Source organism: Stenotrophomonas sp. PvP093 (assembly GCF_017876915.1).
GTDB classification, from domain to species: domain Bacteria; phylum Pseudomonadota; class Gammaproteobacteria; order Xanthomonadales; family Xanthomonadaceae; genus Stenotrophomonas; species Stenotrophomonas muris.
Window position 1 is genome coordinate 2122035 of sequence record NZ_JAGIOX010000004.1, and the last position, 26801, is coordinate 2148835.

General features: G+C 68.0%; 24 protein-coding genes and 2 pseudogenes. 11 read left to right on the forward strand and 15 right to left on the reverse strand.

Translation table 11 applies throughout. The features are described from left to right. Positions 1-6 precede the first annotated feature (6 nt). From J3A72_RS12295 to J3A72_RS12305, 3 genes are all read left to right on the forward strand, one after another. On the forward strand, positions 7-1593 hold the full coding sequence (locus tag J3A72_RS12295; RefSeq protein ID WP_075075629.1) for a PAS domain-containing protein: 1587 nt from the start codon (positions 7-9) through the stop codon (positions 1591-1593). 70 nt (positions 1594-1663) lie between these two features. After that, positions 1664-2005: a type II toxin-antitoxin system prevent-host-death family antitoxin gene (locus tag J3A72_RS12300; RefSeq protein WP_014647343.1), complete on the forward strand. Its 342-nt coding sequence runs from the start codon at positions 1664-1666 to the stop codon at positions 2003-2005. A 3-nt stretch (positions 2006-2008) separates the two neighbouring features. Next, positions 2009-2638 (forward strand): hypothetical protein, encoded by a 630-nt coding sequence (locus J3A72_RS12305; protein WP_014647342.1) that lies wholly within the window; start codon positions 2009-2011, stop codon positions 2636-2638. A 72-nt stretch (positions 2639-2710) separates the two neighbouring features. Here the strand turns inward: J3A72_RS12305 and proP are convergent, their stop codons facing one another. Beyond that, a complete protein-coding gene (gene proP / locus J3A72_RS12310; RefSeq protein WP_046430926.1) occupies positions 2711-4201 on the reverse strand; it encodes a glycine betaine/L-proline transporter ProP in 1491 nt (496 codons plus the stop codon). 569 nt (positions 4202-4770) lie between these two features. On the opposite strand from proP, the gene J3A72_RS12315 reads away from it, so the two are divergent. Beyond that, a complete protein-coding gene (locus J3A72_RS12315) occupies positions 4771-5187 on the forward strand; it encodes a host attachment family protein (protein WP_014647339.1) in 417 nt (138 codons plus the stop codon). A 5-nt stretch (positions 5188-5192) separates the two neighbouring features. Beyond that, positions 5193-5516, forward strand: coding sequence for a thioredoxin family protein (locus tag J3A72_RS12320; protein WP_049407275.1), 324 nt, complete (start codon positions 5193-5195; stop codon positions 5514-5516). Between the two features lie 59 nt (positions 5517-5575). On the opposite strand, the gene J3A72_RS12325 is transcribed toward J3A72_RS12320, so the two are convergent. Then, on the reverse strand, positions 5576-5821 hold the full coding sequence (locus tag J3A72_RS12325; protein ID WP_014647337.1) for a hypothetical protein: 246 nt from the start codon (positions 5819-5821) through the stop codon (positions 5576-5578). A 460-nt stretch (positions 5822-6281) separates the two neighbouring features. Between J3A72_RS12325 and J3A72_RS12330 the strand changes: the two genes are divergently transcribed. Then, complete coding sequence (locus tag J3A72_RS12330) at positions 6282-8633, forward strand: GH92 family glycosyl hydrolase (RefSeq protein WP_075075630.1); 2352 nt, start codon at positions 6282-6284, stop codon at positions 8631-8633. Positions 8634-8776: 143 nt separating this feature from the next. Here the strand turns inward: J3A72_RS12330 and J3A72_RS12335 are convergent, their stop codons facing one another. Further along, positions 8777-10150: a sensor histidine kinase gene (locus tag J3A72_RS12335; RefSeq protein WP_014647335.1), complete on the reverse strand. Its 1374-nt coding sequence runs from the start codon at positions 10148-10150 to the stop codon at positions 8777-8779. After that, positions 10143-10817, reverse strand: a complete 675-nt coding sequence (locus tag J3A72_RS12340) for a response regulator (RefSeq protein ID WP_014647334.1) — start codon at positions 10815-10817, stop codon at positions 10143-10145. Before J3A72_RS12340 ends, J3A72_RS12335 begins: the two co-directional genes overlap by 8 nt. Before the next feature lie 62 nt (positions 10818-10879). Here J3A72_RS12340 and J3A72_RS12345 point away from each other — a divergent pair, with 62 nt between their 5' ends. From J3A72_RS12345 to J3A72_RS12355, 3 genes are read left to right on the forward strand one after another with little or no spacing between them, the layout of a single operon-like run. Beyond that, positions 10880-12127 (forward strand): TolC family protein, encoded by a 1248-nt coding sequence (locus J3A72_RS12345; RefSeq protein ID WP_075075631.1) that lies wholly within the window; start codon positions 10880-10882, stop codon positions 12125-12127. Then, positions 12124-13296: an efflux RND transporter periplasmic adaptor subunit gene (locus J3A72_RS12350; protein ID WP_140222843.1), complete on the forward strand. Its 1173-nt coding sequence runs from the start codon at positions 12124-12126 to the stop codon at positions 13294-13296. Before J3A72_RS12345 ends, J3A72_RS12350 begins: the two co-directional genes overlap by 4 nt. After that, the gene (locus tag J3A72_RS12355) at positions 13293-16370 is read left to right on the forward strand and encodes a CusA/CzcA family heavy metal efflux RND transporter (protein ID WP_140222844.1); all 3078 of its coding nucleotides are present in this window, start codon (positions 13293-13295) and stop codon (positions 16368-16370) included. The genes J3A72_RS12350 and J3A72_RS12355 overlap by 4 nt, the downstream gene beginning before the upstream one ends. Before the next feature lie 117 nt (positions 16371-16487). On the opposite strand, the pseudogene J3A72_RS12360 reads toward J3A72_RS12355, so the two are convergent. From J3A72_RS12360 to J3A72_RS12370, 3 genes and pseudogenes are all read right to left on the reverse strand, one after another. Further along, positions 16488-16574, reverse strand: a pseudogene (locus tag J3A72_RS12360) (3-ketoacyl-ACP reductase); the annotation flags it as partial. A 160-nt stretch (positions 16575-16734) separates the two neighbouring features. Beyond that, positions 16735-16812: pseudogene (locus tag J3A72_RS12365) on the reverse strand (3-ketoacyl-ACP reductase); the annotation flags it as partial. Positions 16813-16981: 169 nt separating this feature from the next. Next, the gene (locus J3A72_RS12370) at positions 16982-17725 is read right to left on the reverse strand and encodes an SDR family oxidoreductase (protein WP_049406377.1); all 744 of its coding nucleotides are present in this window, start codon (positions 17723-17725) and stop codon (positions 16982-16984) included. Positions 17726-17831: 106 nt separating this feature from the next. Here J3A72_RS12370 and J3A72_RS12375 point away from each other — a divergent pair, with 106 nt between their 5' ends. Next, positions 17832-18785: a LysR family transcriptional regulator gene (locus J3A72_RS12375; protein ID WP_075077003.1), complete on the forward strand. Its 954-nt coding sequence runs from the start codon at positions 17832-17834 to the stop codon at positions 18783-18785. Positions 18786-18851: 66 nt separating this feature from the next. Here J3A72_RS12375 and J3A72_RS12380 read toward each other — a convergent pair whose 3' ends face one another. From J3A72_RS12380 to dkgB, 8 genes are all read right to left on the reverse strand, one after another. Beyond that, positions 18852-20219 carry a heavy metal sensor histidine kinase gene (locus J3A72_RS12380; RefSeq protein ID WP_075077002.1) on the reverse strand — a complete coding sequence of 456 codons (1368 nt, stop codon included), beginning with the start codon at positions 20217-20219 and terminating at the stop codon, positions 18852-18854. Further along, positions 20216-20914 (reverse strand): heavy metal response regulator transcription factor, encoded by a 699-nt coding sequence (locus tag J3A72_RS12385; protein WP_053495177.1) that lies wholly within the window; start codon positions 20912-20914, stop codon positions 20216-20218. The genes J3A72_RS12380 and J3A72_RS12385 overlap by 4 nt, the downstream gene beginning before the upstream one ends. 45 nt (positions 20915-20959) lie before the next feature. Beyond that, positions 20960-21844, reverse strand: a complete 885-nt coding sequence (gene copD, locus J3A72_RS12390) for a copper homeostasis membrane protein CopD (RefSeq protein WP_075077001.1) — start codon at positions 21842-21844, stop codon at positions 20960-20962. A 10-nt stretch (positions 21845-21854) separates the two neighbouring features. Then, positions 21855-22232, reverse strand: a complete 378-nt coding sequence (gene copC, locus J3A72_RS12395; RefSeq protein ID WP_032962626.1) for a copper homeostasis periplasmic binding protein CopC — start codon at positions 22230-22232, stop codon at positions 21855-21857. A 113-nt stretch (positions 22233-22345) separates the two neighbouring features. Beyond that, positions 22346-22669 carry an adenylate cyclase gene (locus J3A72_RS12400; protein WP_075077000.1) on the reverse strand — a complete coding sequence of 108 codons (324 nt, stop codon included), beginning with the start codon at positions 22667-22669 and terminating at the stop codon, positions 22346-22348. Then, a complete protein-coding gene (locus tag J3A72_RS12405; RefSeq protein WP_140222845.1) occupies positions 22666-23604 on the reverse strand; it encodes a cyclase family protein in 939 nt (312 codons plus the stop codon). Before J3A72_RS12405 ends, J3A72_RS12400 begins: the two co-directional genes overlap by 4 nt. Positions 23605-23623: 19 nt before the next feature. After that, positions 23624-24598, reverse strand: coding sequence for a TIGR03571 family LLM class oxidoreductase (locus tag J3A72_RS12410; protein ID WP_075076999.1), 975 nt, complete (start codon positions 24596-24598; stop codon positions 23624-23626). A gap of 11 nt (positions 24599-24609) precedes the next feature. Then, positions 24610-25413: a 2,5-didehydrogluconate reductase DkgB gene (gene dkgB / locus J3A72_RS12415; RefSeq protein WP_140222846.1), complete on the reverse strand. Its 804-nt coding sequence runs from the start codon at positions 25411-25413 to the stop codon at positions 24610-24612. A gap of 118 nt (positions 25414-25531) precedes the next feature. Between dkgB and J3A72_RS12420 the strand changes: the two genes are divergently transcribed. Then, entirely contained in the window at positions 25532-26434 is a 903-nt protein-coding gene (locus J3A72_RS12420) for a LysR family transcriptional regulator (protein WP_046430882.1), read from the forward strand. Positions 26435-26801: the final 367 nt, after the last annotated feature.

Genomic DNA, 26801 nt, shown 5'->3' on the forward strand with positions numbered 1-26801 from the left:
CGCGGCATGTCACACCGCATCGAAGGTCTCCCGGCTGTTGAGCGCCCGGCGGGCATGCCGCCGTCGCTGCAGGCGCATGCGCGCCATGACGGCATGGCCGCCCGTATTGCCCGCCACGACTGGTCAGGCACGCCACTGGGTGCGATCGAGCGATGGCCGCCGCACCTGCGCGCCACTGTCGACCTGATGCTGGCCCACGGCTTCCCGATGATCGTGCTGTGGGGCGAGCAGCTGGTGCAGCTCTACAACGATGGCTATGCCGAGATCCTCGCCGACAAGCATCCGGGCGGGCTTGGCCAGCCCACCCGCGAGTGCTGGCCTGAGGTCTGGCACATCAACGGCCCGATCTACCAGCGGGTGTGGCAGGGCGAGACCATCACCTACGAGGACAAGCTCTATCCGCTGGCGCGGCGGGGGCGGCTGGAGGATGTCTGGTTCACCATCACCTACAGCCCCATCCGCGGTGAGGAAGGGCGCATCAACGGCGTGCTTGTCACCATGTTCGAAACGACCGCCGCGCATGTCGCGCAGGCGGCCCGCGAGCGCGAGGAGCAGAAGCGCCGTGAGAGCGACCGGCGCCTGGCGCTGGCATTCAAGGTGCTGCCGGTGGGCGTCTGCATTGTCGATGCCGAAGGCCGACTGCAACTGTCCAATGACCGGATGCGGACCTATCTGCCCACCGGCAAGGTGCCGTCCACCGATCGTCCCAACCACTACCGCTGGCAGGGATGGCACCCCGACGGCTCGCGCATCGAGCCCCATGATTTCGCCATCGCCCGCGCCCTGCGGGGGGAGACGGTGGTCCCTGGCCTGGAGTTCCAGTTCATCCATGACGACGGGCGCGCCCGCTGGACACGCGTCGCCGCTGCGCCGCTGCGCGATGCAGACGGCGAGGTGACCGGGGTGTTCGCCATTGCGGTGGATATCGACGACCTCAAGCGCGCCACCGAGCGCCAGGCGGTGCTGCTGGCCGAACTGCAGCACCGGGTCCGCAACATCATGTCCACCATCCATGCCCTTGCCTGGCGGACGCGCAGTACCGTGGCCAGCGTGGACGAGTACGCCGAGCGGCTGTGCGGGCGGTTGATGTCGCTGGCGCGCACGCAGAGCCTGCTGACCCGCGGCGGCAATGCCGGGGTCTGCCTGCGCGGGATGATCGAAGAGGAAGTGTCGGCGCAGATGCCGGGCACGGGCCTGTGCGAGCTGCACGGTGAGGACGTGCTGCTGCCACCGAAAGCGGCCGAGGTGCTGTCGTTGGCCATCCATGAGCTGGCGAGCAACGCGCTGCGCTATGGCGCGGCCGCGCGCGCGGCGGGGCGGATCGAGGTGTCCTGGCATCTGCAGGTGCAGGACGCCGAACCGTGGCTGGGCCTGCACTGGTGCGAGCGCCATGCCGACGTGGAGGGCTGGGAAATGCCACGACAGCGCGGCCTGGGCCGGGCGCTGATCGAGCAGCGCGTGCCCTACGAGCTGGCTGGCAGCGGCGAGCTGCACTTTGGCCCACAGGGGCTGGATGCGTGGATCCGCTTCCCGCTGCGCGAACGCGACAGCCTGCTGCAGACCGATGCTCCGGACACCGGGCCCCTGCGGTAAAAGGGGATTTATCCCCAATTTGGCCAAATTGGGTATAGTGTCGCTCATCCACCCCGCCTGGAGCCGTGCCATGACCCTGCCGCTGGATCTGCCTGGCCTCGAGAAGGCCCCGGCCTCGTCGGTGAAGACCCGGGGCTGGCCGAGCCTGATGCGCACCGTGCGCGAAAAGCAGGCGCTGGTCATCACCAACCACAACCACCCGGAAGCGGTGATCGTGGACATCCGCACCTACCAGGAACTGCTGGCCAAGGCCGCCGGCGGTGATGCCGGTGAGCGCAGCGAGGAGCTGCAGCGCCTGCGCAGCGAGTTCGACCAGACCCTGGCCGGGCTGCAGCGCGGGGAAGGGCTGGGCAAGGTGCTGGGCCAGCCGATCCGGCGCGGCCGCAAGGTCACCCTTGGCCGTCCGCTCTGATCGATGGGACGCATCCTGGCGTTGGCCGGTGTCAATGGCGCCGGCAAGAGTTCGCTGCTGGGCACCTGGCTGGACGCCGAAGGGCTGAGCTGGTTCAACCCGGACTCGTTCACCCGCCGCCTGGTCGACGCCGGCTGGCCGCTGCCGGACGCCAATGCCGAGGCCTGGCAGGAAGGCACCCGCCGCCTGCGCCAGGCCATGGCCGATGGCACCGACTTCGCCTTCGAGACCACGCTCGGTGGCAACACCATTCCGCGTCTGCTGCGTGAGGCCTGCGAGCGGCACCAGGTGGCGATCTGGTTCTGTGGGCTGGCCGATGTCGGGCTGCACGTCGCCCGTGTGGCCGCGCGGGTGGCCGCCGGTGGCCACGATATTCCGGTGGAGAAGATCCACGCGCGTTTCGATTCGGCGCGCGCAAATCTGCTGGAGCTGCTGCCGCACCTGGCCGAGCTGCATGTCTACGACAACAGCGCGCCGGCCGATGCCGACGGCTGCGTGGTGCCGCTGCCGGTATTGGCCATGGCTGCAGGCCAGCTGCATTACCCGGTCGCAGTGGCCGACCTGTTGCACACGCCGGGCTGGGCCAAGCCCATCGTGATGCGCGCGATGGAATTGGACACCCCGGGTGATTGATGCCGCACGGGGTGCGGAGTCGAACCCATGCTCGGCTGATCCCCTGGAAGTCAGCAGAGCACGGGCTCGGCTCTACAACGCCGGCTTCGCCTGCTCGGGCTCGGCAACGTCCGGCAGCGGCGGCAAGGTCGGGTCCACCGTCACCGGCACATCGCTCTTCAACAGCGCGGCTGCTTCCTTGTCGCTGCCAACCGCTGGCGGTGAACCGCGCAGCGGCAGGCCGGCGGTTTCCTTCACGAACAGCATGGTTACCAGGCCGATCACCGCCGCGCCCATCAGGTAATAGGCCGGCACCAGCGGGTCGCCGGTACGCTCCACCAGCCACGCGGTCACCAGCGGCGTGGTGCCACCGAACAGCGACACCGACACATTGAAGGCGATCGACAGCGCGCTGTAGCGCACCGGGGTGTAGAACAGCGCCGGCAGCGTGGACGGCATCGAGCTGGTGAAGCACACCAGCGCAAGCCCCAGCAGCATCAGGCCGAGGAAGATCAGCCCGTCGTTGCCGCTACCGACCAGCAGCAGGCACGGAATGGCCAGCACCAGCAGCGCGATGCACGCACCGATGATCATCGGGCGCCGGCCCAGCCGGTCACTGAACAACCCGCCGACGATGTTCAGCGGCATCATCACCAGCATCACGATGATGATCAGCAGCAGGCCCTTGCTCTCGGCATAGCCCATCGTGACGCTGAGGTAGCTGGGCATGTAGGTCAGCAGCATGTAATCGGTCACGTTGAACACCAGCACCAGACCCATGCACACCAGCAGCTGGCGGCCATGCACCTGGAACAGCGCGCCCAGCCCCGGCCGCTCGTGCTCACGCTTCTCGGCTTCCTCGGCGAAGGCGCGGAACGCCGGGGTTTCCTCCAGCTTCATGCGCATGTACAGGCCGAGCAGGCCCAGCGGGCCGGCCACCAGGAACGGAATGCGCCACCCCCAGTCCAGCATCTGCTCGCTGCTCAGCAGCATGTGCAGCGCGGTGACGGTGCCGGCGCCGGCGATGTAGCCGCCCAGCGTGCCGAACTCCAGCCAGCTGCCCATCAGGCCGCGGTTGCGGTCGGTGGAATACTCGGCGATGAAGGTGGCCGCGCCCCCGTATTCGCCGCCGGTGGAGAAGCCCTGCACCACGCGCGCCAGCAGCAACAGCACCGGTGCCCAGATGCCGATGCGCTCGTAGGCGGGAATCAGGCCGATGGCAAACGTGCCCAGCGCCATCAGGATCATGGTGAACGCCAGCACTTTCTGGCGGCCGTAGCGATCACCCAGGGGGCCGAACACCAGGCCGCCCAGTGGCCGCACCAGGAACGCCACGGTGAAGGTGGCGAACGCAGCGATCACCTGCGCGGTGGGGTTGCTGGAGGGGAAGAACACCTGGCCGATGGTGACGGCCAGATAGCCGTAGACACCGAAGTCGAACCACTCCATGGCATTGCCGAGTGCGGCCGCGCCGACGGCGCGCTTGAGCATGGGCTTGTCGACGACGGTGATCTCATCGACCTTCAGGTGGCGGCGGCGTTTGAACCAGCCGAAATGGGCATGGGCATCGGGGGTGTCCTGCATGGGGGCTCCCTTGTAGGCAGAAGAGGGGAAGTGAGCGGTGAGGTAGGTCCCGGAAATCGGAAACGGCGATGCAGGCGCAGGTGGCGCAGGGGCATCGGTGAGTGGCGTGGGGGCCGGAGAATGTGTGCAGGCACGGCGCCATGCGCACGGCAAAGCACCGCCGCAACGGCGGAAACGCAGCAACGGGATCACAGCGGTCGCGCAATCAGCGGCCGGCGGTCACAGCAGCGTGGGGAGTGCAGGCCGAGGGCCTGCGGGCGTCATCCGCCAGGATCCAGCGCGAGGCGGTGGAACGGCAGGGCGGGAGCCATCGTGGCAAGCGAAGCGCCGGTCGGCAGTGCTTCCCACGTAACAGGTGCGCCCGTCACGTAGTGGGTCGTGTCGATCATCCGTTCATCATAGCGGCATCGGCGTGAGCATGCAGCGAAGCGGACTGATCTGCACGCTGTGTTCCATCGCGCCTGTTCATCCGCGCGGCATGCAATGACAAGTGTTGAACGAACTCTGGCCGCAGCGCTCACGCGACGCTGTCTACGGTAGCGCTGGACGCAATCGAGAAGGAGCATCGCATGACCCGTCGCATTCCCGAAGGCACGTTGATCATCGTCGCCGATGGCGGTTCGGCCCGCGTGTTCACCAACGTCGGCAGCGAACATCAGCTGGCGTTGAAGCAGGAAGGTGAGCTGCGCCTGCAGGACATCAGCGAGCAGGGCGTCTCTGGTCAGGGCCCGGCCGGCGCGGTGCCGAAGGACATGTCCATTGCGCAGCTCAACGAGGCGACGTTCGCCAAGCAGGTGGCGGAGCAGTTGAACGAAGATGCGCTCAACAACCGCTATGCACACCTGGTGCTGGTGGCAGACCCGACCACGCTGGGCCGTATCCGCCCGCTGCTGCACAAGGAGGTCCAGGCGCGTCTGCTGGGCGATATCGCCAAGGACCTGACCAACGCCCCGCTGGCGGATATCCAGAAAGCGCTGGCGGCGTAACCGGCATGCCGTTCATGCGTGACTACCCGGCGGCGGAGCCTGCAGGCGCGGACGTGGAAGCTCAGGCGGGCTGGCAGCTGCTGGAGTTCGGTGCACCCTGGTGTGGCCATTGCCAGGCCGCGCAGCCCGCACTCCAGGCGTTTGTGGACGCCCACGATCTTGTGCATTGGAAGATCGAGGATGGCAAGGGAAAGCCGCTGGGGCGTGCGTTCAAGGTAAAACTGTGGCCCACCGTGGTGCTGCTGCATGACGGCCAGGAAGTGGCGCGCGTGGTGAGGCCGGTCGACAGCGCCGACCTCGCCACCTTGCAGGGCGCATTGCCAGATTGAGGGCAGCAATCACTGCGTGCGGTGCGCACGGCGCCGAGCAGGCTCGGTTGCAGGGCGGGCTAGTGATAGGTCACCTTTTCCGCTTCCGCACGCAGCTTCTGCAACAACGACCGGCCATGCTGGCTCAGCATGACCATCGCATTGGCGATCTCTCTGGCGTTGTAGCCCATCGGTGCGGGCGGCTTCGGCTCGGGGCCGTACTGTTCGCCGATGAGGATGGCCATGCCTTCTGCACTGTTGAGGGCGTGTTCGATGCGCTGGAAGAGCGACTCCATGGCCGGGCTGAGCGGACGCGTGTGTTTCATGCGGGAACTCCTTGGGTGCGAGGGCCACCGCAAGGGTGGCGGGCGATGCGTGCTTGGAACTCCCGGAAGGAACAGAGAAAACCGGAAGGCCTGACGGCCACACGCAGCGCCCGCCGTAGTTACGACGGGCTATCTCTGTCCTTCTTTTCGGGGGTTCCAATCCCGGCAGCGGGATGTCCGCTGCGGCGCAATCCTGGGCAGATCGAGGCGCTGCGCACCAATTGATGGTTTGTCTCGCTTTGTCCCGTTCGGAAGGCGCGGTCTTTCAGAAGTGCATGTCTGGACATCCATTGCCGTATCGGCACCGATCGGGACGCGGGAGACCGGAAGGCTATGAGGTGATTCGTCGTGCGGCCATGCAATTACGTGCAAAGCATCGTGCCGGTTCCGGCGGCCGCACTGCAGCATGCGACAGGGCAGGGCCGGTGCTAGGATCCGACTACCACCTGAATCGATCCAAATGCCGATGCCCACGCTGGACCGTCGTCTCCTGATCGCTTTCGTCGCGACCGCCATGCTTGCCTCCGGGGCGGTGCTGGCGGCTCCGTCGAAATCCGCCGCCGAACGCGCCTATGGCTCGGTCGACCCGTTCATCGGTACCGGCGGGGAAGGCCATACCTACCCGGGGGCGACGGTGCCGTTCGGCATGGTCCAGCTCAGCCCGGACACGCGCATCCAGCCGCGCGAAAAGGCCTATGGCTGGGCAGCGGGCTACCGTTACGACGACAGCAGCATCGTCGGTTTCTCGCACACGCATTTTTCCGGCACCGGTCATTCGGACCTGGGCGACATCCTGCTGATGCCGTTCACCGGCAACCCCGGGCTGGAGCGCGGCGATCCGGAGAAGCCGCGCAGCGGTTACGCCTCACGGTTCCGCCACGCTGACGAGAAGGCCGAGCCGGGCTACTACGCGGTCACCCTGGACGACTACAAGGTGCGTGCCGAGCTGACCACCAGTGCGCGCGTGGGCGTGCACCGCTATGCCTTCCCCAAAGGTGCCGACGCCAAGGTGCTGCTGGACATGCGTACCAGCATGTACGACTACCCGGGCAAGGTGCTGTGGTCGCGGGTGCGGGTGCGCGCCGATGGCACGGTGACCGGCTTCCGCGAGACGCGCGGCTGGGCGCCGGGCCGCCAGCTGTTCTTCGCGATGCGTTTCTCGCGGCCGCTGGCTGGCCATGAACTGCATAACACCGAGCAGGACATCGTCTACAAGGGCTTCCCGCCGCCGGGCGAGAAGGACCCGGGGCAGCGCGCACAGATCGAGGGTCGCCAGCTGGTCGGCACGTTCGCATTCGGCAAGCTCGACGCACCGCTGGTGGTGAAGGTGGCCATTTCGCCGGTCAGTGAAGCCGGCGCGATCGCCAACCTCGACGCGGAAGTGGCTGACTTCGATTTCGACCGCGTGCGTGCACAGGCGAAGCAGGACTGGACGCAGGCACTGTCCGTGCTCGATATCGATGCCCCCGAGCATGCGCGGCGCAGTGCCTATACCGCGCTGTACCACACGATGCTGGGGCCGACGCTGTTCATGGACGCCGATGGCCAGTACCGCGGTTCGGACAACGCGGTGCACAAGGCCGACGGCTTCACGCACTATTCGACGTTCTCGCTGTGGGACACCTACCGCGCGCTGCACCCGTTGCTGACGCTGGTGCAGCCGGAGAAGCGCAACAGCGACTTCGTCAATTCGATGCTGGCCCACCATGAGCACAGTCCGTATGGCATGCTGCCGGTGTGGTCGTTCCATGGCCTGGAAGACTGGTGCATGATCGGCTACCACGCCGTGCCGGTGATCGCCGATGCCTACGTGAAGGGCATTCGTGGCTTCGACGCCGACAAGGCATTGAAGGCGATGGTCGAGACCGCCAACTACGGCCCGTATGACGGTATCGCGCAGTACCGTGAGCTGGGCTATGTGCCGATCGACGAGGAAGGCGAAGCGGCCAGCAAGACGCTGGAGTACGCCTTTGATGACTGGACCATCGCACGCATGGCGCAGGCGATGGGCAAGGCCGATATCGCGGCCACCTTCGACAAACGCGCGGGTAACTGGCGCAACGCGTTCGACAAGGACACCGGCTTCATGCGCGCGCGCAAGCGCGATGGCAGCTTCCGTACGCCGTTCGACCCCAGCGCCAGCGGCTACGGCACCGACTACACCGAGGGCAACGCCTGGCAGTACTCGTGGTACGTGCCGCAGGACGTTGCCGGCCTGGCGGCAGCCCACGGTGGCAGCGACAAGCTGCTCGCGCGCCTGGACGAGGTGTTCAACGCCAAGGTGGATCCATCGATCTTCGAGCACATGGAAGACATCACCGGCCTGATCGGCTGGTATGCGCACGGCAACGAGCCCAGCCACCACGTGGCCTACCTCTATTCGTACGCGGGCCAGCCATGGCGCACCCAGGCGCGGTTGAAGCAGATCATGGACACCCAGTATGCCGACCGCCCCGATGGCCTGGCCGGCAATGATGACGTTGGCCAGATGTCGGCCTGGTATGTGTTCACCGCGCTGGGCTTCTACCCGGTGGCGCCGGGCTCGGGCGAGTACATCCTGGGCCGTCCGTTCCTGCCGAAGACCGCGATGCGTCTTCCGAACGGCAAGTCGTTCACCATCGTGGCCGAGGGCCTGGATGACAAACACACCTATGTGGGCAGCGTGAGCCTCAACGGCAAGCCGTTGCAGCGCACCTTCCTGCGCCATGACGAGATCCTGGCTGGCGGCGAACTGCGCTTCAGCATGCAGGCCGAGCCGAACAAGGACTGGCCGGGGCAGGACGCGCAGGCGCCGTATTCGATGAGCCGGTGATGCGCACGTGGTAGGTGCCGACCTTGGCCGGCACGCTTCACGGGTGACCTGGAACCTGCAGAGCCGAGCCCATGCTCGGCTGCTTTTGGCACGGTGCCTGAGCCGAGCATGGGCTCGGCTCTACAAGGGCAATTCGACAAAGGTCAACGGAAACGCAACCCGACGCGCGCGCCACCGAGCGGGGCCGTTTCGATCATCAATATCGCGCCATGCCGCTGCGCGATCTCGGCCACGATCGCCAGCCCCAGCCCGCAGCCATCTCCCTCGCTGCTGGCCCGGTAGAACCGTTCCGTGACGCGCGCGCGCTCGGCTTCGGCGATACCTGTACCGTCATCGTCCACCCACACCTGCACGCCCTCGGCATCCCGCTGTAGTCCCAGGGTGATCACACCGGGCACGGCGCCGTAGCGCAGCGCGTTGTCCAGCAGGTTGCCCAGCGCCTCGCGCAGCAACTGCGGATCACCCTGTACCTTCACGCCGTCGTCGGGTCCGTCGTAACCCAGGTCCACGCCCGCCACCAACGCACGGTCGGCGTAGCGCTCGACCACGCCCCGTGCCAACGCGGCCAGATCCAGCGGCTGCAGCGGCAGTGCGCTGCCCTGTGGATCTTCCGAGCGGCTGAGCATCAGCAGCTGGTTGACCAGGTGCTGCAGCCGTGCCAGCCCGGCCAGCGTGCCGGACAGCGCCAGCTGCTGGGCCTGCGGATCCTGTTGGCGGAGTGAGCTCTCCAGCTCCACCTGCATTGCCGCCAGCGGCGTGCGCAGCTGGTGCGCCGCATTGCTGACGAAGCGCCGTTGCGCGGCCTGCATCGCGTCCAGCCGTTGCAGCAGTGCGTTGTAGGCTTCGACCGCCGGCCACAGTTCGCGTGGGGCTTCCTGCGCGGGCTCCAGTGGCGCCAGCGGGTCCGGACGCGGGCTGGCCAGCCGCCGCGCCACCTGGTTGGCATGGCGTGCAGCCGCGCCGGTACCGGACCAGGCCAGCCACGCGGCCAGCGCCAGGATCGCGGCCTGGAACGGGATGCTGGCCAGCAGCAGCTTGCGCTCCAGCCGGTGCCGCTTGCGCAGCGTCTCGGCCACGCGCAGGCGGATATCATGGCCCGGCCCAGCGCTGACCACGACCTCGACCATGCGCACCGGCTGCCCACGCAGGCGCGCGTCGTAGTAGACGGCATCGTCGCTGCCGGCAGCGATCGCGGGGCGGGGCAGCGCTTCGGGCAGGTCCCCATACAGGCGCCCGCCGGCAGCGTCGACCACTTCGCCATGCACTTCGTCAGCGGTATCCCAGGTGAACATGCGCGACACCGCGGGCGTGATCTCGATCGAGGCGCGCCCGTCCTGCACCTTCACCAGCTCGGACAACGACATCGCCGAGTCCAGCAACCAGCGGTCATAGACCTGGCCGGCATAGAAGCGGGCCAACGCGAATGAACCGATCGCGCTGCACAGCAGCAGCACCAGCAGGGGCAGCCACAGGCGGCGCAGCAGCAGGCCACGCAGGCTGTGCACACGCTCAGTCACCACCGGCTTCCAGCCGATAGCCCAGGCCACGCAGCATGCGGATGCCGACGCCGGCGCGCGCCTGTTCCAGCTTGCGGCGCAGGCGGCTGACATGCACTTCGATCACTGACAGGTTGGCCTCGTGATCCCAGCTGTACAGCGCGTCGAACAGGCGCTGCTTGGTGACGGTGCGGCCAGGATGCTGCATCAGTGCCTCGACCAGCGACAGCTCGCGCGCGGTCAGTTCGATGCGCTGGCCTTCCACCTGCACTTCATTGCGGATGCTGTCGAAGCACAAACGGCCCAACCGCTTGTGCGCCGGTGCGTCGCTGCGGCGACGCGACAGCGCACGCAGGCGGGCTTCCAGTTCCCCCAGTGCAAACGGCTTGGCGAGATAGTCGTCGCCACCGCGGTCAAGGCCGAGGATGCGGTCCTCCACGCCATCGCGCGCCGTGAGGATCAGCACCGGCAGGGTGACGCCGTCGTTGCGCAGGCGCGAGAGCAGGTCGAGGCCATCGACGTCGGGCAATGAAAGATCGAGCACCATCACGTCATACGGCGCGCTGGCCAGTGCAGCCGGCGCGTGCAGCCCGCGCGAAAGGTGGTCGCACAGATGGCCGGCGCCCTGCAGGGCGCGGATCAGTCCATCGGCCAGGGCGGCGTCGTCTTCGATCAGCAGGATTCGCATTGCAAGCTTCGTGCAAGGTTGGGGCAAGTTTGGCGCAAGTGCGTCACCTTACCGTGACGTGCATGAATTTCTCCCGTCGTCTTGCGGCCCTGCTGGCCGCCCTTTCGTGCGCGCCTGCGACTTCGGCGCTGTCCTTGCAGGATGCACAGCGTGCAATGGAAGCGCACAACCCGGACCTGCGCGCGGCGGCATTGGAACTGCGTGGGGTGCAGGGCGATGCGCTGACCGCTGCGTTGCGGCCAGCGGCCGAGCTGTCGATCGGCAGCAGCAAGATCAGCCCGAAGCACGGCATCGGCCCGGGGCGCTGGCAGGACAGGCGGGTGGACAGCACGCTGGGCCTGGGCTGGACCTGGGAGCGCGGCGGCAAGCGCGCATTGCGCATCCGCCAGGCGGACGCGCTGCTGGAAGTGGCCGGGCTGGACATGCTCGATACCCGGCGCCGGCAGCAGGTGGCACTGCATGAAGCCTATTTTGGCCTGAAGGGCGCGCAGGAGCGGGCGCAGATTGCCGAGGCCAACCGCCAGAATTCGGCCGAACAGATGGCGGCGGCCGACAAGCAGGTGGCCACCGGGGCGATGGCGCCGGTGGATCGCGCGCGGATGGCGGTGGACCATCTGGCGGTGGCCGATGCGGCGCGCGAGGCGGCCTTGGATCTGCGTGACGCGCGGCATGCGCTGGGCCTGCTGCTCGGCAGCGATGATAGCCGCGACCTCAGTGCCGATGACCCCTGGCCGGATGCCAGCAGCGTGGCCAAGGTGCGCGCGTTCGATCCGCAGCAGCGTGCCGATCTGCGCGCGGCACGCTCGCGCCTGGCCGCCGCCGACGCTGGCGTGGCCCTGGCACGTAGCGAGCGCCACCGCGACATCCAGCTGGGTGTGGAGGCCGAGCGCGAGCCCACCGATATCAGCGGTGTCACCTGGGGCGTGTCGTTGACCATTCCGCTGGGCGGCCCGTCGCGCGCACGCGGCGCGATCCAGCGTGCCGAGGCCGACCGGGACAGCGCCGCGCTGGAACTGCAGCTGCTGCAGCGCGAAGCACACGCTGAACTGGACCAGCTGCAGGCCAGCGTGCAGTCTGCCGCGCAGCGCCGCAGCGACTACGAGGGGCTGCAGTCCGACGCTGCGCGCAAGGCGGTGGAGGGCATCGAACTGGCCTATCGCCGTGGCGCCGCCAGCCTGACGGATCTGCTCGACGCGCGCCGCAGCTGGCGCGAGTTCGAGGCCGCGCTGATTGATGCGCGTGCCGACCATGCCATTGCCCTGGCGCGCTGGGAAGCGGCCACATCCGTTGCTGAAGGAGAGTCCCGATGAAGTCCACCGTCGCCCATCGCCCGCGGGCGCGACATGCCACGCTGCCGGCCCTGCTGGCGCTGGCCCTGCTGGGCGGCTGCGGTCGCGAACCGGCGTCGTATACCGAGGATGCGCCGCAGGTCAGTGCCGGCCAGATCCTGTTTCCGGCCGGCATCCGCCAGCTGGATGTACTGCGCAGCGAGGCGGTGACCGCCGGTGCCAGCGCCAGCCTGCAGCTGCCGGGCCGGGTGGTCTGGGACGAGACCCGCTCCAGCGCGCTGCGCACCCCGCTGGCGGGGCAGGTGGCGCGCATCGAGGCACAACCGGGGCAGAAGGTGAAGGCCGGCCAGGTGATCGCCTGGATCACCTCGCCCGAGTTCGGCCAGGCGCAGGCGGAGGGCGTGCGTGGCCGTGCCGAGCTGCAGCTGGCACGCCGGGAACTGGACCGCACCCGCGAACTGCACGCGGCAGGGGTGGCGTCGGGCCGTGAACTGGACGAGGCCGAGGCCAGCTTCGCCGGCAGCCAGGCCGATCACGCGCGCGCGACCGCCTTCGCCAGGGCGTATGGCAACGGCCAGCACGTCGACCAACGGCTGCCGCTGCGCGCACCCATTGATGGCGTGCTGGTGGAGCGGCGGATGAGCCCGGGCATGGCAGTCAGCCCCGACAGCGAACAGCCGCTGGCGATGATTGGCGATCCTGACCGCCTGTGGTTGCTGCTGGATGTACCGGAGAGCCTGGCCGGACGCCTGAAGGCGGGCATGCAGGTGAGCGTGCCCGGCGCCGATGGGCAGCCGCAGCAGGCGACCCTGCAGCACGTGGATGACTTCGTCGACAGCGAACGCCGCGTGGTGCAGGCGCGCGCCGAACTGGACAACCGTGCGCGCGGTTTCAAGGCGGGCCAGTACGTGCGTGCGCAGGTGGCAGTGCCGGCCGGGGGCGGTGTCTCGCTGCCCGATGCTGCGGTACTGCTCATCGACGGCAAGCAGGTGGTGTTCGTGGAGGAGGCCAAGGGCCGCTTCGCGCGCCGCGCCGTGCGTGCCGAGGAACTGGGCGATGGCCGCCTGTGGGTGCGCGAGGGCCTGGCCCAGGGCGCCAGGGTGGTGGTCGAAGGGGGCCTGTTGCTGCAGCAGCTGGTCGACAGTGCGCCCGCAGCCGCCAGCACCGGGACGGGGCATGCCGCGCCATGATCGATCGCCTGATTGCCTATTGCCTGCGCCAGCCGCTGATGGTGATGCTGGCGCTGCTGCTGTTCATCGGCGCTGGCATTGCCGCGTTCCGCGTGCTGCCGGTGGAAGCCTTTCCGGATGTGTCCGACACCCAGGTGACGGTGGTATCGCTGCACCCGGGCCGGGCCGCCGAGGAGGTGGAGCGCGAGGTGACGATGCCGCTGGAAGTGGCACTGTCCGGCATCCCGCATTCGGTGCGGGTGTTCTCGCATACGCAATTCGGCCTGTCGATGATCATCCTGACCTTCGACGACAAGGCCGACGATTACTTCGCGCGCCAGCAGGTGCTGGAACGCCTGCAGGGCGTGGAGCTGCCCGAAGGGGTGACGCCGGAGCTGGAGGCGATGAGCTCGGCGGTGGGCGAAATCTACCGGTACGTGCTGAAAGGCCCGCACCTGACACCGACCCAGCTGCGCACCGTGCAGGAATGGACGATGGAGCGCAGCCTGCGCACCGTGCCGGGCGTAGCCGATGTGATCAGTTTCGGTGGCTTCGCGCGTACGTTCCAGGTCAAGCCGGACCTGGACAAGCTGCGTGACCGCGGCATCAGCCTGGCTGAGTTCGCCGAGGCGCTGGAGAAGGGCAGCTCGAACGCAGGCGGCGGCTACGTGGAACGTGGCCAGCAGCAGTTCCTGATCCGCGGCGTGGGACTGATGCGTTCGCCGGCCGACATCGGCAACGTGGTCGTGGCGCAGCGCAGTGGCACGCCGATCCTGGTGCGCGACCTGGCTGGCATCGCCGATACCGGCCTGCCCCGGCAGGGCCTGGTCGGCCAGGATGACAACGACGATGCGGTGTTCGGCATGGTGCTGATGCGCAAGGGCGAGAACCCGTCCGACGTGCTCGACGCCCTGCATGCGCGCATCGCCGAGATCGAAGCGAACCAGCTGCCGGCCGGGATCAGCATCGAGCCGTTCTACGACCGCTCGTGGCTGGTCTCGACCACGCTGAAAACCGTCTTCAGCAACCTGCTGGAAGGCGCGGTGCTGGTGTTCCTGGTGCTGTGGCTGTTCCTGTACAACGCCCGTGCCGCGCTGATCGTGGCGGCGATGATGCCGCTTGCGCTGCTGTCGACCTTCCTTGGCCTGCATCTGTGGGGCGTGCCGGCCAACCTGCTGTCGTTGGGTGCGATGGACTTCGGCATCATCATCGATGGCGCGGTGATCGTGACCGAGCACATCGTCTCGCGATTGTCGAAGCTGCCACCTGCGGCCGACCGTAAGACACGGTTCTCGACCATTCTTTCGGCAGCGTCGGAAGTGGGCCGGCCGACGTTCTTCTCGATGCTGATCATCATCGCCGCGCACATCCCGATCTTCACCCTGCAGCGCCAGGAAGGCCGCATGTTCGCGCCGATGGCGTACTCGGTGACCTCGGCATTGATCGGCGCGCTGATCCTGGCGCTGACCGTGGTGCCGTTGTTCTGCTACTGGTGGCTGCGGCGCGACCGCATGCGCGACGGCAATCCGCTGATGGACCGCCTGACCGGCTGGTACCGGCCGGTCCTGGAGCGCGCACTGGCCCGCCCGCGTGCGGTAGTGCTGACCGCGATTGCGCTGCTGGTCGGCACGCTGGCATTGGGCACGCGGCTGGGTTCGGAGTTCCTGCCCGAGCTGGACGAAGGATCGATCTGGCTGACGGCCACGCTCGACCCGAGCACCAGCCTGGGCGAAGCGCAGCAGCAGTCGCGGCGCATCCGTGAGCTGGTCGGCAGCTTTCCGCAGGTATCGACGGTGGTGGCCAAGCTGGGACGCCCGGAAGACGGCTCCGATGCCAAGGGCGCCAACCAGATCGAGGCGCTGGTGGCGTTGAAGCCGGAGAAGGAATGGCCGAAAGGCGTGGGCAAGCGACAGCTGGTGAGCGACCTGCAGCGCACGCTGGAGCAGCGCATTCCGGGCCCCGAGTTCTCGATTTCGCAGCCGGTGCGCGACAACATCCTGGAGAGCATCTCGCAGATCAAGGGCCAGGTGGTGATCAAGGTCAGCGGCTCGGATCTGGACGTATTGAACCAGCAGGCGCAGGCGATCCTCGGCCAGGTACGCGGCGTGGAGGGCGTGGAGAGCGCCTTCATCGACCGCGACGGGTCATTGCCGCAGCTGCAGATCGAGATCGACCGCGACCGCGCCGCGCGCTATGGCCTGAACGTACGCGACGTCGACGAAGTGATCGAGACCGCACTGGGCGGGCGCCAGGTCGGCGAGCTGTGGGAGGGTGACCGCAGATTCCCCATCACCCTGCGCCTGGACGATGCCGATCGTGACCTGCAGCGGCTGCGTACGGTGCCGGTTGGCATCGGCGATGGCCACACGGTGACGCTGTCCGACGTGGCCGACTTCCGCATGGCCAGCGGCGCGATCAACATCTCGCGCGAGAACGCACAGCGGGTGAAGGCGGTGAGCATCTTCATCGCCGGCCGCGACATGGGCAGCGTGGTGGCTGACATGCGCAAGCGCGTGGATGCCAGCGTACAGCTGCCGGAAGGCTATCGGCTGGAGTGGTCCGGCGAGTTCGAGAACCAGCAGCGTGCGATGAAGCGGCTGGGCTGGGTGATTCCGCTGTCGGTGCTGATCATCTTCGTGCTGCTGTTCGATGCCTTCAAGGACATCAGCAGCGCCGCGCTGATCCTGGCCAACGTGCCACTGGCGATGATCGGCGGCATCCTGGCCCTGTGGCTGACCGGCATTCCGCTGTCGGTGTCGGCGGCAATCGGCTTCATTGCATTGTTCGGGCAAGCGGTGCTGAACGGCGTGGTGATGCTCAGCCGCTTCGCCCAGTTGCGCGAGCAGGGCATGGACCTGCTGCAGTCGGTGGTGCAGGGTTCGCTGCAGCGCCTGCGCACGGTGCTGATGACCGCACTATTGGCGATGTTCGGCCTGCTGCCGATGGCCACCTCGCATGCGATCGGTGCCGAGACCCAGAAGCCGCTGGCGGTGGTGGTGATCGGTGGTCTGCTGTCGGCGATGCTGCTGACCCTGCTGGTGTTGCCGACGCTGTACTACTGGGTGCATCGCCGCCGCGAGGCCCGCATCGCGTGACCTACCTGTAGAGCCGAGCCCACGCTCGGCTGCTTCTGGCCTTTGCGCGAAGAGCAGCCGAGCATGGGCTCGGCTCTACAAGGGCGTCGCGCCATGCGTGGATGCCACCTGTGCGATCTACACCATTCCGCCGTTGGCGCGCAGCACCTGACCGTTGATCCATCCGCCATCGGCACCGGCCAGGAACCCCACCGCACCGGCGATGTACTACTGGGTGCATCGCCGCCGCGAGGCCCGCATCGCGTGACCTACCTGTAGAGCCGAGCCCACGCTCGGCTGCTTCTGGCCTTTGCGCGAAGAGCAGCCGAGCATGGGCTCGGCTCTACAAGGGCGTCGCGCCATGCGTGGATGCCACCTGTGCGATCTATACCATCCCGCCGTTGGCGCGCAGCACCTGGCCGTTGATCCATCCGCCATCGGCACCTGCCAGGAACCCCACCGCGCCGACGCTGTACTACTGGGTGCATCGCCGCCGCGAGGCGCGCATCGCCTGACCTACCTGTAGAGCCGAGCCCACGCTCGGCTGCTTCTGGCCTTTGCGCGAAGAGCAGCCGAGCATGGGCTCGGCTCTACAAGGGCGTCGCGCCATGCGTGGATGCCACCTGTGCGATCTATACCATCCCGCCGTTGGCGCGCAGCACCTGGCCGTTGATCCATCCGCCATCGGCACCTGCCAGGAACCCCACCGCGCCGGCGATGTCCTCCGGCGTACCCAGCCGCTCCAGGGGGTTCATCTTCGCCAACCGCTCGATCAGCTCGGGCGATTTTCCATCCAGGAACAGATCGGTGGCGGTCGGGCCCGGCGCCACGGCGTTCACGGTGATATTGCGTCCGCGCAGCTCCTTGCTGAGGATTGCGCCCATCGTCTCCACCGCCGCCTTGCTGGCCGCATACACGCTGTAGTTCTCCAGCCGGATGCCGACCACGCTGGTGGACAGGGTGATCAGCCGGCCACCGTCGCGCACCCGTCGCGCGCTTTCGCGCAGCACGTTGAAGGCGCCCCTGAGGTTGATGCCGATCACCCGCTCGAACAGGGCGTCGTCGGTATCGGCCAGTGGTGCCAGCTGCAGCACCCCGGCGCTGTTGACCACCACGTCGATGCCGCCGAAACGGGCTTCGATGGCGTCGAACAGCTGGCGCACCGCCTGCGGATCGGACACATCGGCCTGCAGCGCGGTGGCCTGCGCGCCGGCGGCGTTGAGTTCGGCCGCCAAGGCTTCGGCGTCGTCGCGGCGGCCCGCATAGTTGATCGCGACCGCGTGGCCATCGGCGGCGAGCCGACGCGAGATGGCGGCACCGATGCCACGGGATCCGCCGGTGACCAGGGCGACAGAGCGGGCGGGGGAGAGGGTCATGGTGGCTTCCACGGGGACACGCCGAAGTGGCGCAGCGCCATCTTCGCGAAATCGCGCTTTCGGATAATCCTGCATAATCCGCCAACATCATCCGGATAGCCGAACAATGGACCGCTTCACGGCCATGCGCGCCTTCGTCCGTATCGTCGAGCGCCGCAGCTTCACCCGGGCCTCCGAGGACCTGGGCCTGCCGCGGGCCACGGTGACCGACGCGATCAAGGCGCTGGAACAGCGGCTGGGCGTGCGCCTGCTGCACCGGACCACGCGGCTGGTGGTGCCGACGCTGGAAGGCGAGGCCTTCTATGGCCGTTGCCTGCGCCTGATCGCCGACATGGACGACGCCGAGGCCGCATTCCGTGACGCGCCGCCGCGCGGCCCCTTGCGCATTGAGGTGCATGGCACGCTGGGCCGGCACCTGCTGTTTCCCCACCTGCCGGAGTTCCTGCAGCGCTACCCGGAGATCGAACTGGAGGTCAGCGAAGGCGACCGCTATGTCGATCTGCTGCGCGAAGGTGTGGATGCGGCGCTGCGGGTGGGCACGCTGGCCGACAGCGATCTGGCGGCGCGCCGGTTGGCGATGCTGCGCGAGGTCACGGTGGCCGCGCCGGGCTACCTGCAGGCCAAGGGCGTGCCAGGCAGCATCGAGTCGCTACTGGGCGGCCATGAAATGGTGGGCTATCGCTCCAGCGCCACCGGCCAGCTGATTCCGCTGGAGTTCCAGCAGGGCGGGCAGGTGCGCTACGTGCCGCTGCCAGTGCGGGTGCGTGTGTCCGGTGCGGATGCGTTCCTCGGCGCCGCGCTGGCGGGCCTGGGCATCATCCAGGCTCCGCGCTACCGGATGGCCCCGTATATCGCGCGCGGGCAGCTGGTGGAGCTGTTGCCGGACGCGCCGCCGACCCAAAGCCCGTTGAGCCTGGTCTACCCGCGCAACCGCACGCCGTCGCCACGCCTGCGGGTGTTCATCGACTGGGTGGCCGGGGTGTTCGAGCAGACCGGGGGTGCCGGCCAGCGGCCGGCACTACCGGAGCGGCACGCGAAGCTGTCCGACCGCAGGGGGTAGTGCTGGCCGCTGGCCGGCAACCGCAATGCGCTTGATGTACCCCGGGGGGGCGGCCGGCGGCCGGCACTACCGGGCTGCGGCGCTCGGCAGCACCAACTCGAACACGGTGCCGGTGTCATCGGACGCAACACTCACGCTGCCGCCATGCGCCTGTGCAATCGCGCGGGTGATCGCCAGCCCCAGCCCCGCACCTTCGTGTCGGCCACGCTCGCCGCGGTAGAACCGATCGAACAGGCGCGGCAGCGCTTCGGCGGAAATCGGCGTGCCGACGTTGTGCACGCTGACCCTGCACACGCCATCGGCCTCGGCCAGCCGTACCCGCACCTCGCTGCCGGCAGCGGCGTGCTTCAACGCGTTGGACAGCAGGTTGGCAATCGCCCGGTGCAGCATCAAGCGGTTGCCTTCCACGCTCGCCACACCTTCGCGATGCAGGGTCAACTGCCGGTCCTCGGCCAACAGCTCGTAGAACTCCAACAGTGAATCCACCACCCCATGCAGCGCCACCGGCTCGCGTGAAGGCAGCGCACCCGGCGCCTCGGCCTGCGCCAGGTACAGCAGGTCACCCACGGTCTGTGCCAGCTGCTGCAGTTCCTCGGCACACGACGCCAGCGTCTCGCGGTAGGCCTCGTTGCTGCGCGGGTGCGCCAGCACCACCTGCACCTGGGTGAGCATATTGGTGATGGGCGTGCGCAGCTCGTGGGCGAGATCACCGGAGAATTCGGTCAGCCGCGCGAAGTCCCGCTGCAGGCGTGCCAGCATGCCGTTGAGGGTCTGCGCCAGCTGCTCCAGTTCGGCCGGTGCACTGCGCGCGCTCAGGCGGCGCTGCAGGCGACCGGCGGTGATCTGCCTGGCCTCATCGGCCAGCGTGCGCAGCGGCCGCAGCGTACGCCGCACCACATAGCCGCCGAGCAGGCTGCTGGCCACGGCGGCGCCGATGATGGCGATTGCCAGCAGGTGGCGGAAGCGCTCCAGGAAGTCGGCGTGACGGTTGTCATCAATGGCCAGCAGAGTCACCAGCTGGCTGCCGTCGGCCAGCGTCTGGCGCAGGTGCAGGGCATGCATGCAGCGACCATCGGTGAGGATCCAGTCGTGCCGCCGTGGCGCGGCGTCGATGGGCTGGCTGCGTGCATGCTCGCGCAGCAGTGCCGGCGCAGTGGAGAACAGTACGGTTCCGCTCCCATCAACAATGTGGAAGGCGATACCCGGATGATGGCCGAGCGCCTCTGCCAACCGCGGTCCGCGCGCGGCGGCAGGCCCATTGTCAGCGAGGTCGCGGATCAACGCGACCTTGTTTTCCAGTTCGATGAAGTCCTGGGCAACAAGATCATGGCGGGCGCTGACATAGATCGCCACGCCCAATGCGGCCAGCACCAGCGTGGCCACGATGGCGAACAGCAGTGTCAGCCGTACCGCGATGGAACGGCGCAGGCTCATCCGCTGTGCACGGCACCGTCGTCCGGCGCCTCCAGCACATAGCCCATGCCGCGCACGGTGACGATCAGCTTGGCATCGAAGTCATCGTCGATCTTCGCGCGCAGGCGGCGGATCGCCACGTCGATCACATTGGTGTCGCTGTCGAAGTTCATGTCCCACACCTGCGAGGCGATCAGCGAGCGTGGCAGCACTTCGCCCTGGCGACGCGCCAGCAGCTCCAGCAGGGTGTATTCCTTCTGGCTGAGGGCGATGCGCTGGCCGCCGCGTTCGACCCGGCGGCGCAGGGTATCCACCACCAGGTCGGCGATGATGATGCGCTCGGCCTGCGGCTGTGCCTGGCCGCGACGCAGCAGGGTGCGTACCCGCGCCAGCAGCTCGGCGAAGGCGAACGGCTTGGCCAGGTAGTCATCGGCGCCCAGTTCCAGGCCCTGCACGCGGTCGGCGATGCTGCTGCGCGCAGTCAGGAACAGCACCGGCACCTGCCATCCGGCGGCGCGCAGCCGCGACAGCACGTTCCATCCGTCCATGCCGGGCAGCATCACATCGAGAATGACCAGTTGGTACTCGCCGCTGCCGGCCAGGTGCAGCCCGTCCACGCCGTTGCAGGCGAGATCGACCACGTAGCCGGCCTCGATCAGGCCCTGGCGCAGGTAGTTGCCGGTCTTGGGTTCGTCTTCGACGATCAGCAGTTTCATGATGTGCCCATCATCGCAGCTTGCACGTGGGCTGGCTGCGCAGGCTCACGCCAACGGGTCCAGCGTACCAAGCACCGCCACGCAGGCCAGCACCAGCACGGCCAGCACCGACTCGCAGGCCAGGCTGTGGCGCAGGGAACGCAGCGGCCGCGGTTGCCAGCCGTCGCGGATGGAGGTGGCCAAGGCCGGCACCAATCGCCAGCGATGCAGCGCCGCCAACCCCAGCATGCCGACCACCAGGGCCAGCTTGAGCAGCAGCCAGCGCCCATGCGCGGTACCGGTCAGGGTCTGCACGGAACCGCCGAGATCGACATAGGTATAGGTGCCGGTCATTGCCAGCAGGGCGACGATGACCGTGCCCGGCAGGGCGAAGCTGTGCGCGGCCCGCCACAACTCGTAGGTGCGCTCGCGCAGGCGCAGGCCCTGTGGACGCAGCGCCAACTGCAGGATGGCGGCGATCGCGCCGACCCAGGCACCGGCGGCCAGCAGGTGCACGATGCCGGCCAGCAGCCGCAAGGTGCCGCCGAACCCATCGCCCGCAGCGGCGTGGCCGTTCCAGGACAGGCTGGCCAACGCCGTGGCAGACAAAGCGAGCAGGGCCACGCGGCGCAGGCCCTGCAGCGGCGTGGCGAATGCCAGCAGGGGCAGCATCGCCAGCACCGCCACGGTACGCAGCAGGCCGGCTTTACCCACCGGCGTACCGGTGAGGAACCAGTGCGCCGTTGCAGGGTCGATGTCGGCCGGCGCGATGCCGAGCACACCGGACAAGCGGGTGATGGCATCGGTGACCACCACGGCCACCGCGATCAGGGCGAGCGCCAGCGAGACGCCGCGCGGCAGCCCCGGACGGACGAACAGCATCCGCCCGAACAGCAGCATCAGCACCAGGTACAGCGCCAGCCGCAGCGCATACGGCGAGAGCTCGGCCACGACGGCAGCCTTACTTCACGGTGAAACGGTACGTGCCAGTGATCGGGTGGCTGTCCTGGCCCACCGCGCGCCACTGCAGTGCGTAGCTGCCTGCCGGCAAGGGCTTGGCGAAGCGTGCCCGCAGGGTGTGGCCATCTTCGGAGAGCTCCTGCGCAGTGGTGGGCATGGCCATCTTCATGCGGCCATGGTCCATGCTCAGTTCGATGCGGGTGGCACGCGGCATCACCTTCTCGCTGAACTGCAGCTCGATCTGGCTGGCCGGCGCCACGGTCGCGTCGGCGGCCGGCGTCGAGCGCACCAGGCTGGGATGGGCCAGGGCCAGCGGCGCAACCGCGAGGCCGGAAACGAGGACAACAAGGGCGGTGGAGCGGAGCAGGGGACGGGCCATGCGTGGGACACCTGTGGAAGACATGGCCCACAGGGTGGAGGGCAGCGCCTTTCGCTGCCCTGACCCCTGCATTACCGATCTGTAATGTTTCGTCCGCCGGCCGCTGGCCCGCATCACAGCGCGTGCAGCGGCCCCTGCATGCGATGGAAACTGCCATCGGTGGCGGTGAACCAGGCCAGCGAATGCCCGCCCGCGAAGTCATCGACATGCACGACCGTAGCGCCATCGGCTTCCTGCCACGAAATGGCATAGACCCCGACGCTGATCCGCTGCCACTCACAGGCGGCTTCGCCCCGCGCACCGGCATAGGCGCCGGAGACGATGGCGTACTGCACGTGGCGGCCATCGGCGCTGTAGACATTGTCGGCGGCCAGGCCGTCATAGCTGACGCGGAAGCGGCGGCCGACGAACACGGGAAGGTCAGCGGCGGTGTTCATCGGATTGCCACCGGGTTGATGTTGACCTGGGTCGAACCGACGTACAGCGGCTGGCCGAGTACGAACAGGAATTCCCAGGCCTTGTCGCGCACCAGGGCACGGCTGTCGATCAGCTCCAGGTTGTAGATGCCACGCTTGGCCAGCATGTACTGGTTGATCGGGAACTCCTCGGCACCGTTCGGGTTCGGGTAGACCTCCGAGGCCCAGGTGTCGCCACCGAAGGCGACGATGCCCTGGTCGGCCAGCCACTTCGCCGCCTCCATGCCGATACCCGGTTCCACTTCCAGGAACTGTTTGTCGTCCTTGCCGATCAGTTCCAGCCAGCCGGTGTTGAACAGCACCACGTCGCCCTTGCGCAGGCGCAGCCCCTGCTTCTTCAGCACGGCCTGGATGTCGGCCACGGTGAACTCGGTGCCGCCGGGCACGATCGCCTTGCCGTAGTACGCGGTCATGTCCAGCACGACGCCACGGGTGACCATCGGCGGCACCTTCTCGACGCCGAGCTTGCGCACCCCGTCCACGGTGACGAAGTCGGCGGCCTTGTTGCCGTTGTAGTAGACGTTGTCGATGCCGATATGGCCGATGCCGTTGAGCTGGGTGCCAACGCCGGTCCAGGCGTTCACCAGTTCATCGTTGAAGGTGAACTTGTTGGGGCCCAGCGACTTGCCAGCCTGCTGGCCGACCTGCACGTTGTACAGGCGGAAGCTGCGGTGGCGGAACGCGGGCAGGTTCTTGTCCACCGGCACCGCCAGCGGATAGGTCTTGCCAGTCCTGACCAGCGTGACCGCGTGCTTGACCACGTCGGCGGTCAGCAGGTTGGCCGCGCCAATCTCGTCGTTGGCGCCGTAGGCAGAGGGGTACCAGTCCTCGGCGGTGGCCCGGAAGGACATCGGCAGGGTGGCCAGCGCTAGCGCGGCCAGGGTCTTCATCTTCATTGCAAAGCTCCGGTAACTGTCAGGCCGTCGCGGGGGCGGCAAGCGGGGCATGCGGCGCAGCGGCGCCGGCGTGGGCCGGGAAGTGCGGCAGCACGTACTCGGCGATTTCGTGGAAGGTTTCGGCCAACGGCCGTTCGTTGCGGCGGAACTGCAGACCGATGTGGTCGACACCGGCCGCCTGCATGGCGTGCAGCTCGGCCAGCAGGGCGTTGCGGCCGCCGCGCAGGCCGAAGCGCCAGCGCTGCAGAGGAGCATCGGCATCGGCCACCAGGTCCAGGTGGATGAAGCTGGCATAGGGCTTGTTGCCGGCCACGGCGCGCCAGGCCGCCACGCGTTGTACATGGTCCTGCGGCGTGCCCGGGTAGGCCAGGCAGCCATCCATGTGCTGGCCGATCCACGCCGGTTGCTGCTGGGCCAGGCCGGCCACGAACAGCGGCAGGGCCGGGCCATCCGCGGGCAGCACGTCCAGGCCCTGCGGCAGGTGCGCGGCAGCGCCTTCGCGCAGCAGTGCGATGTGCTCGCGGAAGCGGCTGCCACGGCTGTCGAAGTCGCGGCCGAACAGCGGGTACTCCACCGGGCGGTCGCCACTGGCCACGCCCAGCAGCAGGCGGTCACCGCTCAGCCGCTGCACGCTGCGTGCCGACTTCAGGGTCAGCAACGGCTCGCGGATCGGCAGCACCACCGCGCCGGTACCCAGCAGGATGTGCTCGGTGATGCCGGCCAGGTAGCCGAGGTAACTGAACACCTCGAACACCTGTGCGGCATCGCCGAAGGCCGGGTCGTACATGGGCACGTCGCGTACCCACAGCGCGCGGAAGCCAAGGCGGTCGGCCAGCCGTGCCAGCTCCGCATGGCGCTGCAGGTCCGGTTCGCCGGGCAGGCGTCGCGCGGCGTGTCGTGCCTGTTCGCCCAGCGGCGTCCAGTCATTGTCCAGCGGTGCTTCGATGCCGATGCTGAAGCCACCGGCCTGCAGACGCGTCAACGCATTGCCCATGGCGAGGCTCCTCAGTCCCAGGCCGGTGCCAGGCCCGGCGGATCGACTTCGCGGCCGTTGCGGTCAAGCGCAGCGATCGCGGCCATGTCATCGGCATCCAGGTGCAGGTCCTGGGCGAGCAGGTTGCTGGCCAGGTTCTCGCGCTTGGTCGAGGACGGGATGACCGAGTAACCCAGTTGCAGCGCCCACGCCAGCGCGACCTGGGCGACGGTGGCCTGGTGCTTGTCGGCGATGGCGGCCAGCACCGGGTCCTTCAGCACCTTGCCGTAGGCCAGGGTCATGTAGGAGGTGACGGTGATGCCTTGTTCCTGCAGGAAGGCAGTCAGTGCCGGGTTCTGCAGGTAGGGGCTCAGTTCGATCTGGTTGGTGGCGATCTCGCCGGCGCCGACCACCTCGATGGCCTGCCGGGTCAGTTCGATGTTGAAGTTGGACACACCGATCTGACGGGTCAGGCCCAGCGATTTGGCTTCGGCCAGCGCGGTCATGTACTCGCGCAGTTCAACGCCATTGCCCGGCGCCGGCCAGTGGATCAGCAGCAGGTCGACGTACCCGGTGCGCAGCTTGGCCAGGCTGTCGCGCAGGCTCGGGATCAGCTTGTCGGCGGCGTAGTTGTCCACCCAGATCTTGGTGGTCAGGAACAGCTCGTCGCGCGGGACGCCGGATTCGGCGATGGCCTGGCCGACCTCGGCTTCGTTGCCGTAGATCTGCGCGGTATCGATCGCACGGTAGCCGACGTCGAGGGCGTTGCGCACCGAATCGATGACGGTCTGGCCGGTCAGGCGGAAGGTGCCGACGCCAAAGGAAGGAACGCTCATGATGGACTCCAGGGACTTCGTTGAGAGCCGGTGGGCTCGGGACAGGGCGAAGTGTGGGCGCTTTACATTTGTTGATTAAGCCGTGTATACGGGAAATGCTTTTGCGCCGAGGTAAAAAATGAAAACCACCCTGGATGAGCTGAAGGCCTTCGTGGCCGTGGTCGACAGCGGTTCGATCACTGCCGCGGCCGAAGAGCTGGAGCTGACCATCTCCGCCACCAGCCGCACCTTGGCGCGGCTGGAGGACAAGCTGCAGACCACGCTGCTGCGGCGGACCACGCGGCGGCTGGAGCTGACCGAGGAGGGAGCCGCATTCCTGGAGTACGCGCGCACGATCCTGGCCACGGTGGACGAGGCCGAGGAACAGATGGCCGCGCGGCGGCTGCAGCCGGTCGGGCGCCTGCGCGTAGACGCCGCCACGCCGTTCATGCTGCACGTCATCGTGCCGTTGCTGGAGGGCTTCCGCGAGCGCTACCCGCAGGTGGAGCTGGAGCTGAATTCCAATGAAGGCATCACCGACCTGATCGAGAAGCGCACCGACGTGGCGTTCCGCATTGGCGTGCTGCGCGATTCCACCCTGCATGCGCGGCCGATCGGCCACAGCCGCATCCGCGTGGTGGCCAGCCCCGAGTACCTGCGCCGGCATGGCACGCCCACGCGGGTGGAGCAGCTGCGCGAGCACGACCTGCTTGGCTTCACCCAGCCCAGTTCGTTGAACGAATGGCCGCTGCAGGATGCCGATGGCGGCCCTTTCGTGATCGAGCCGGCGATTGCTTCGTCCAGTGGCGAGACACTGCGGCAGATGGCGGTGACCGGGCTGGGCATCGCCTGCCTGTCCGACTTCCTGACCCGCCAGGACCGGCGTGACGGCCGCCTGGTGCAGTTGTTCGCCAAGCAGACGCAGGAGGTGCGCCAGCCGATCAACGCGGTGTACTACCGCAACACCGCGCTGGCCGCGCGCATCACCTGTTTCGTCGACCACGTGACGCAGACGCTCGGCCAGCGTCCGTTTGACGAATAAGGCGGCGTAGCGCCGGCCGCTGGCCGGCTGCCGGGTCTCTGGGGCTGCCGGCCAGCGGCCGGCACTACCGACTGAGCGTCACCTGTTGCGTGGCCCATGCATGGAGGGGTAGAGCCGGCCGCTGGCCGGCTGACGGGTCCCTGAGGCTGCCGGCCAGCGGCCGGCACTACCAGCTGTGTATCACCTGATGCGTGGCCCATGTACGGATGGGTAGCGCCGGCCGCTGGCCGGCTGCCGGGTCTCTGGGGCTGCCGGCCAGCGGCCGGCACTACCAACTGTGTTTCATCTGATGCGTGGCCCATGTACGGATGGGTAGAGCCGGCCGCTGGCCGGCTGCCGGGATCCCGCAGCTGCCGGCCAGCGGCCG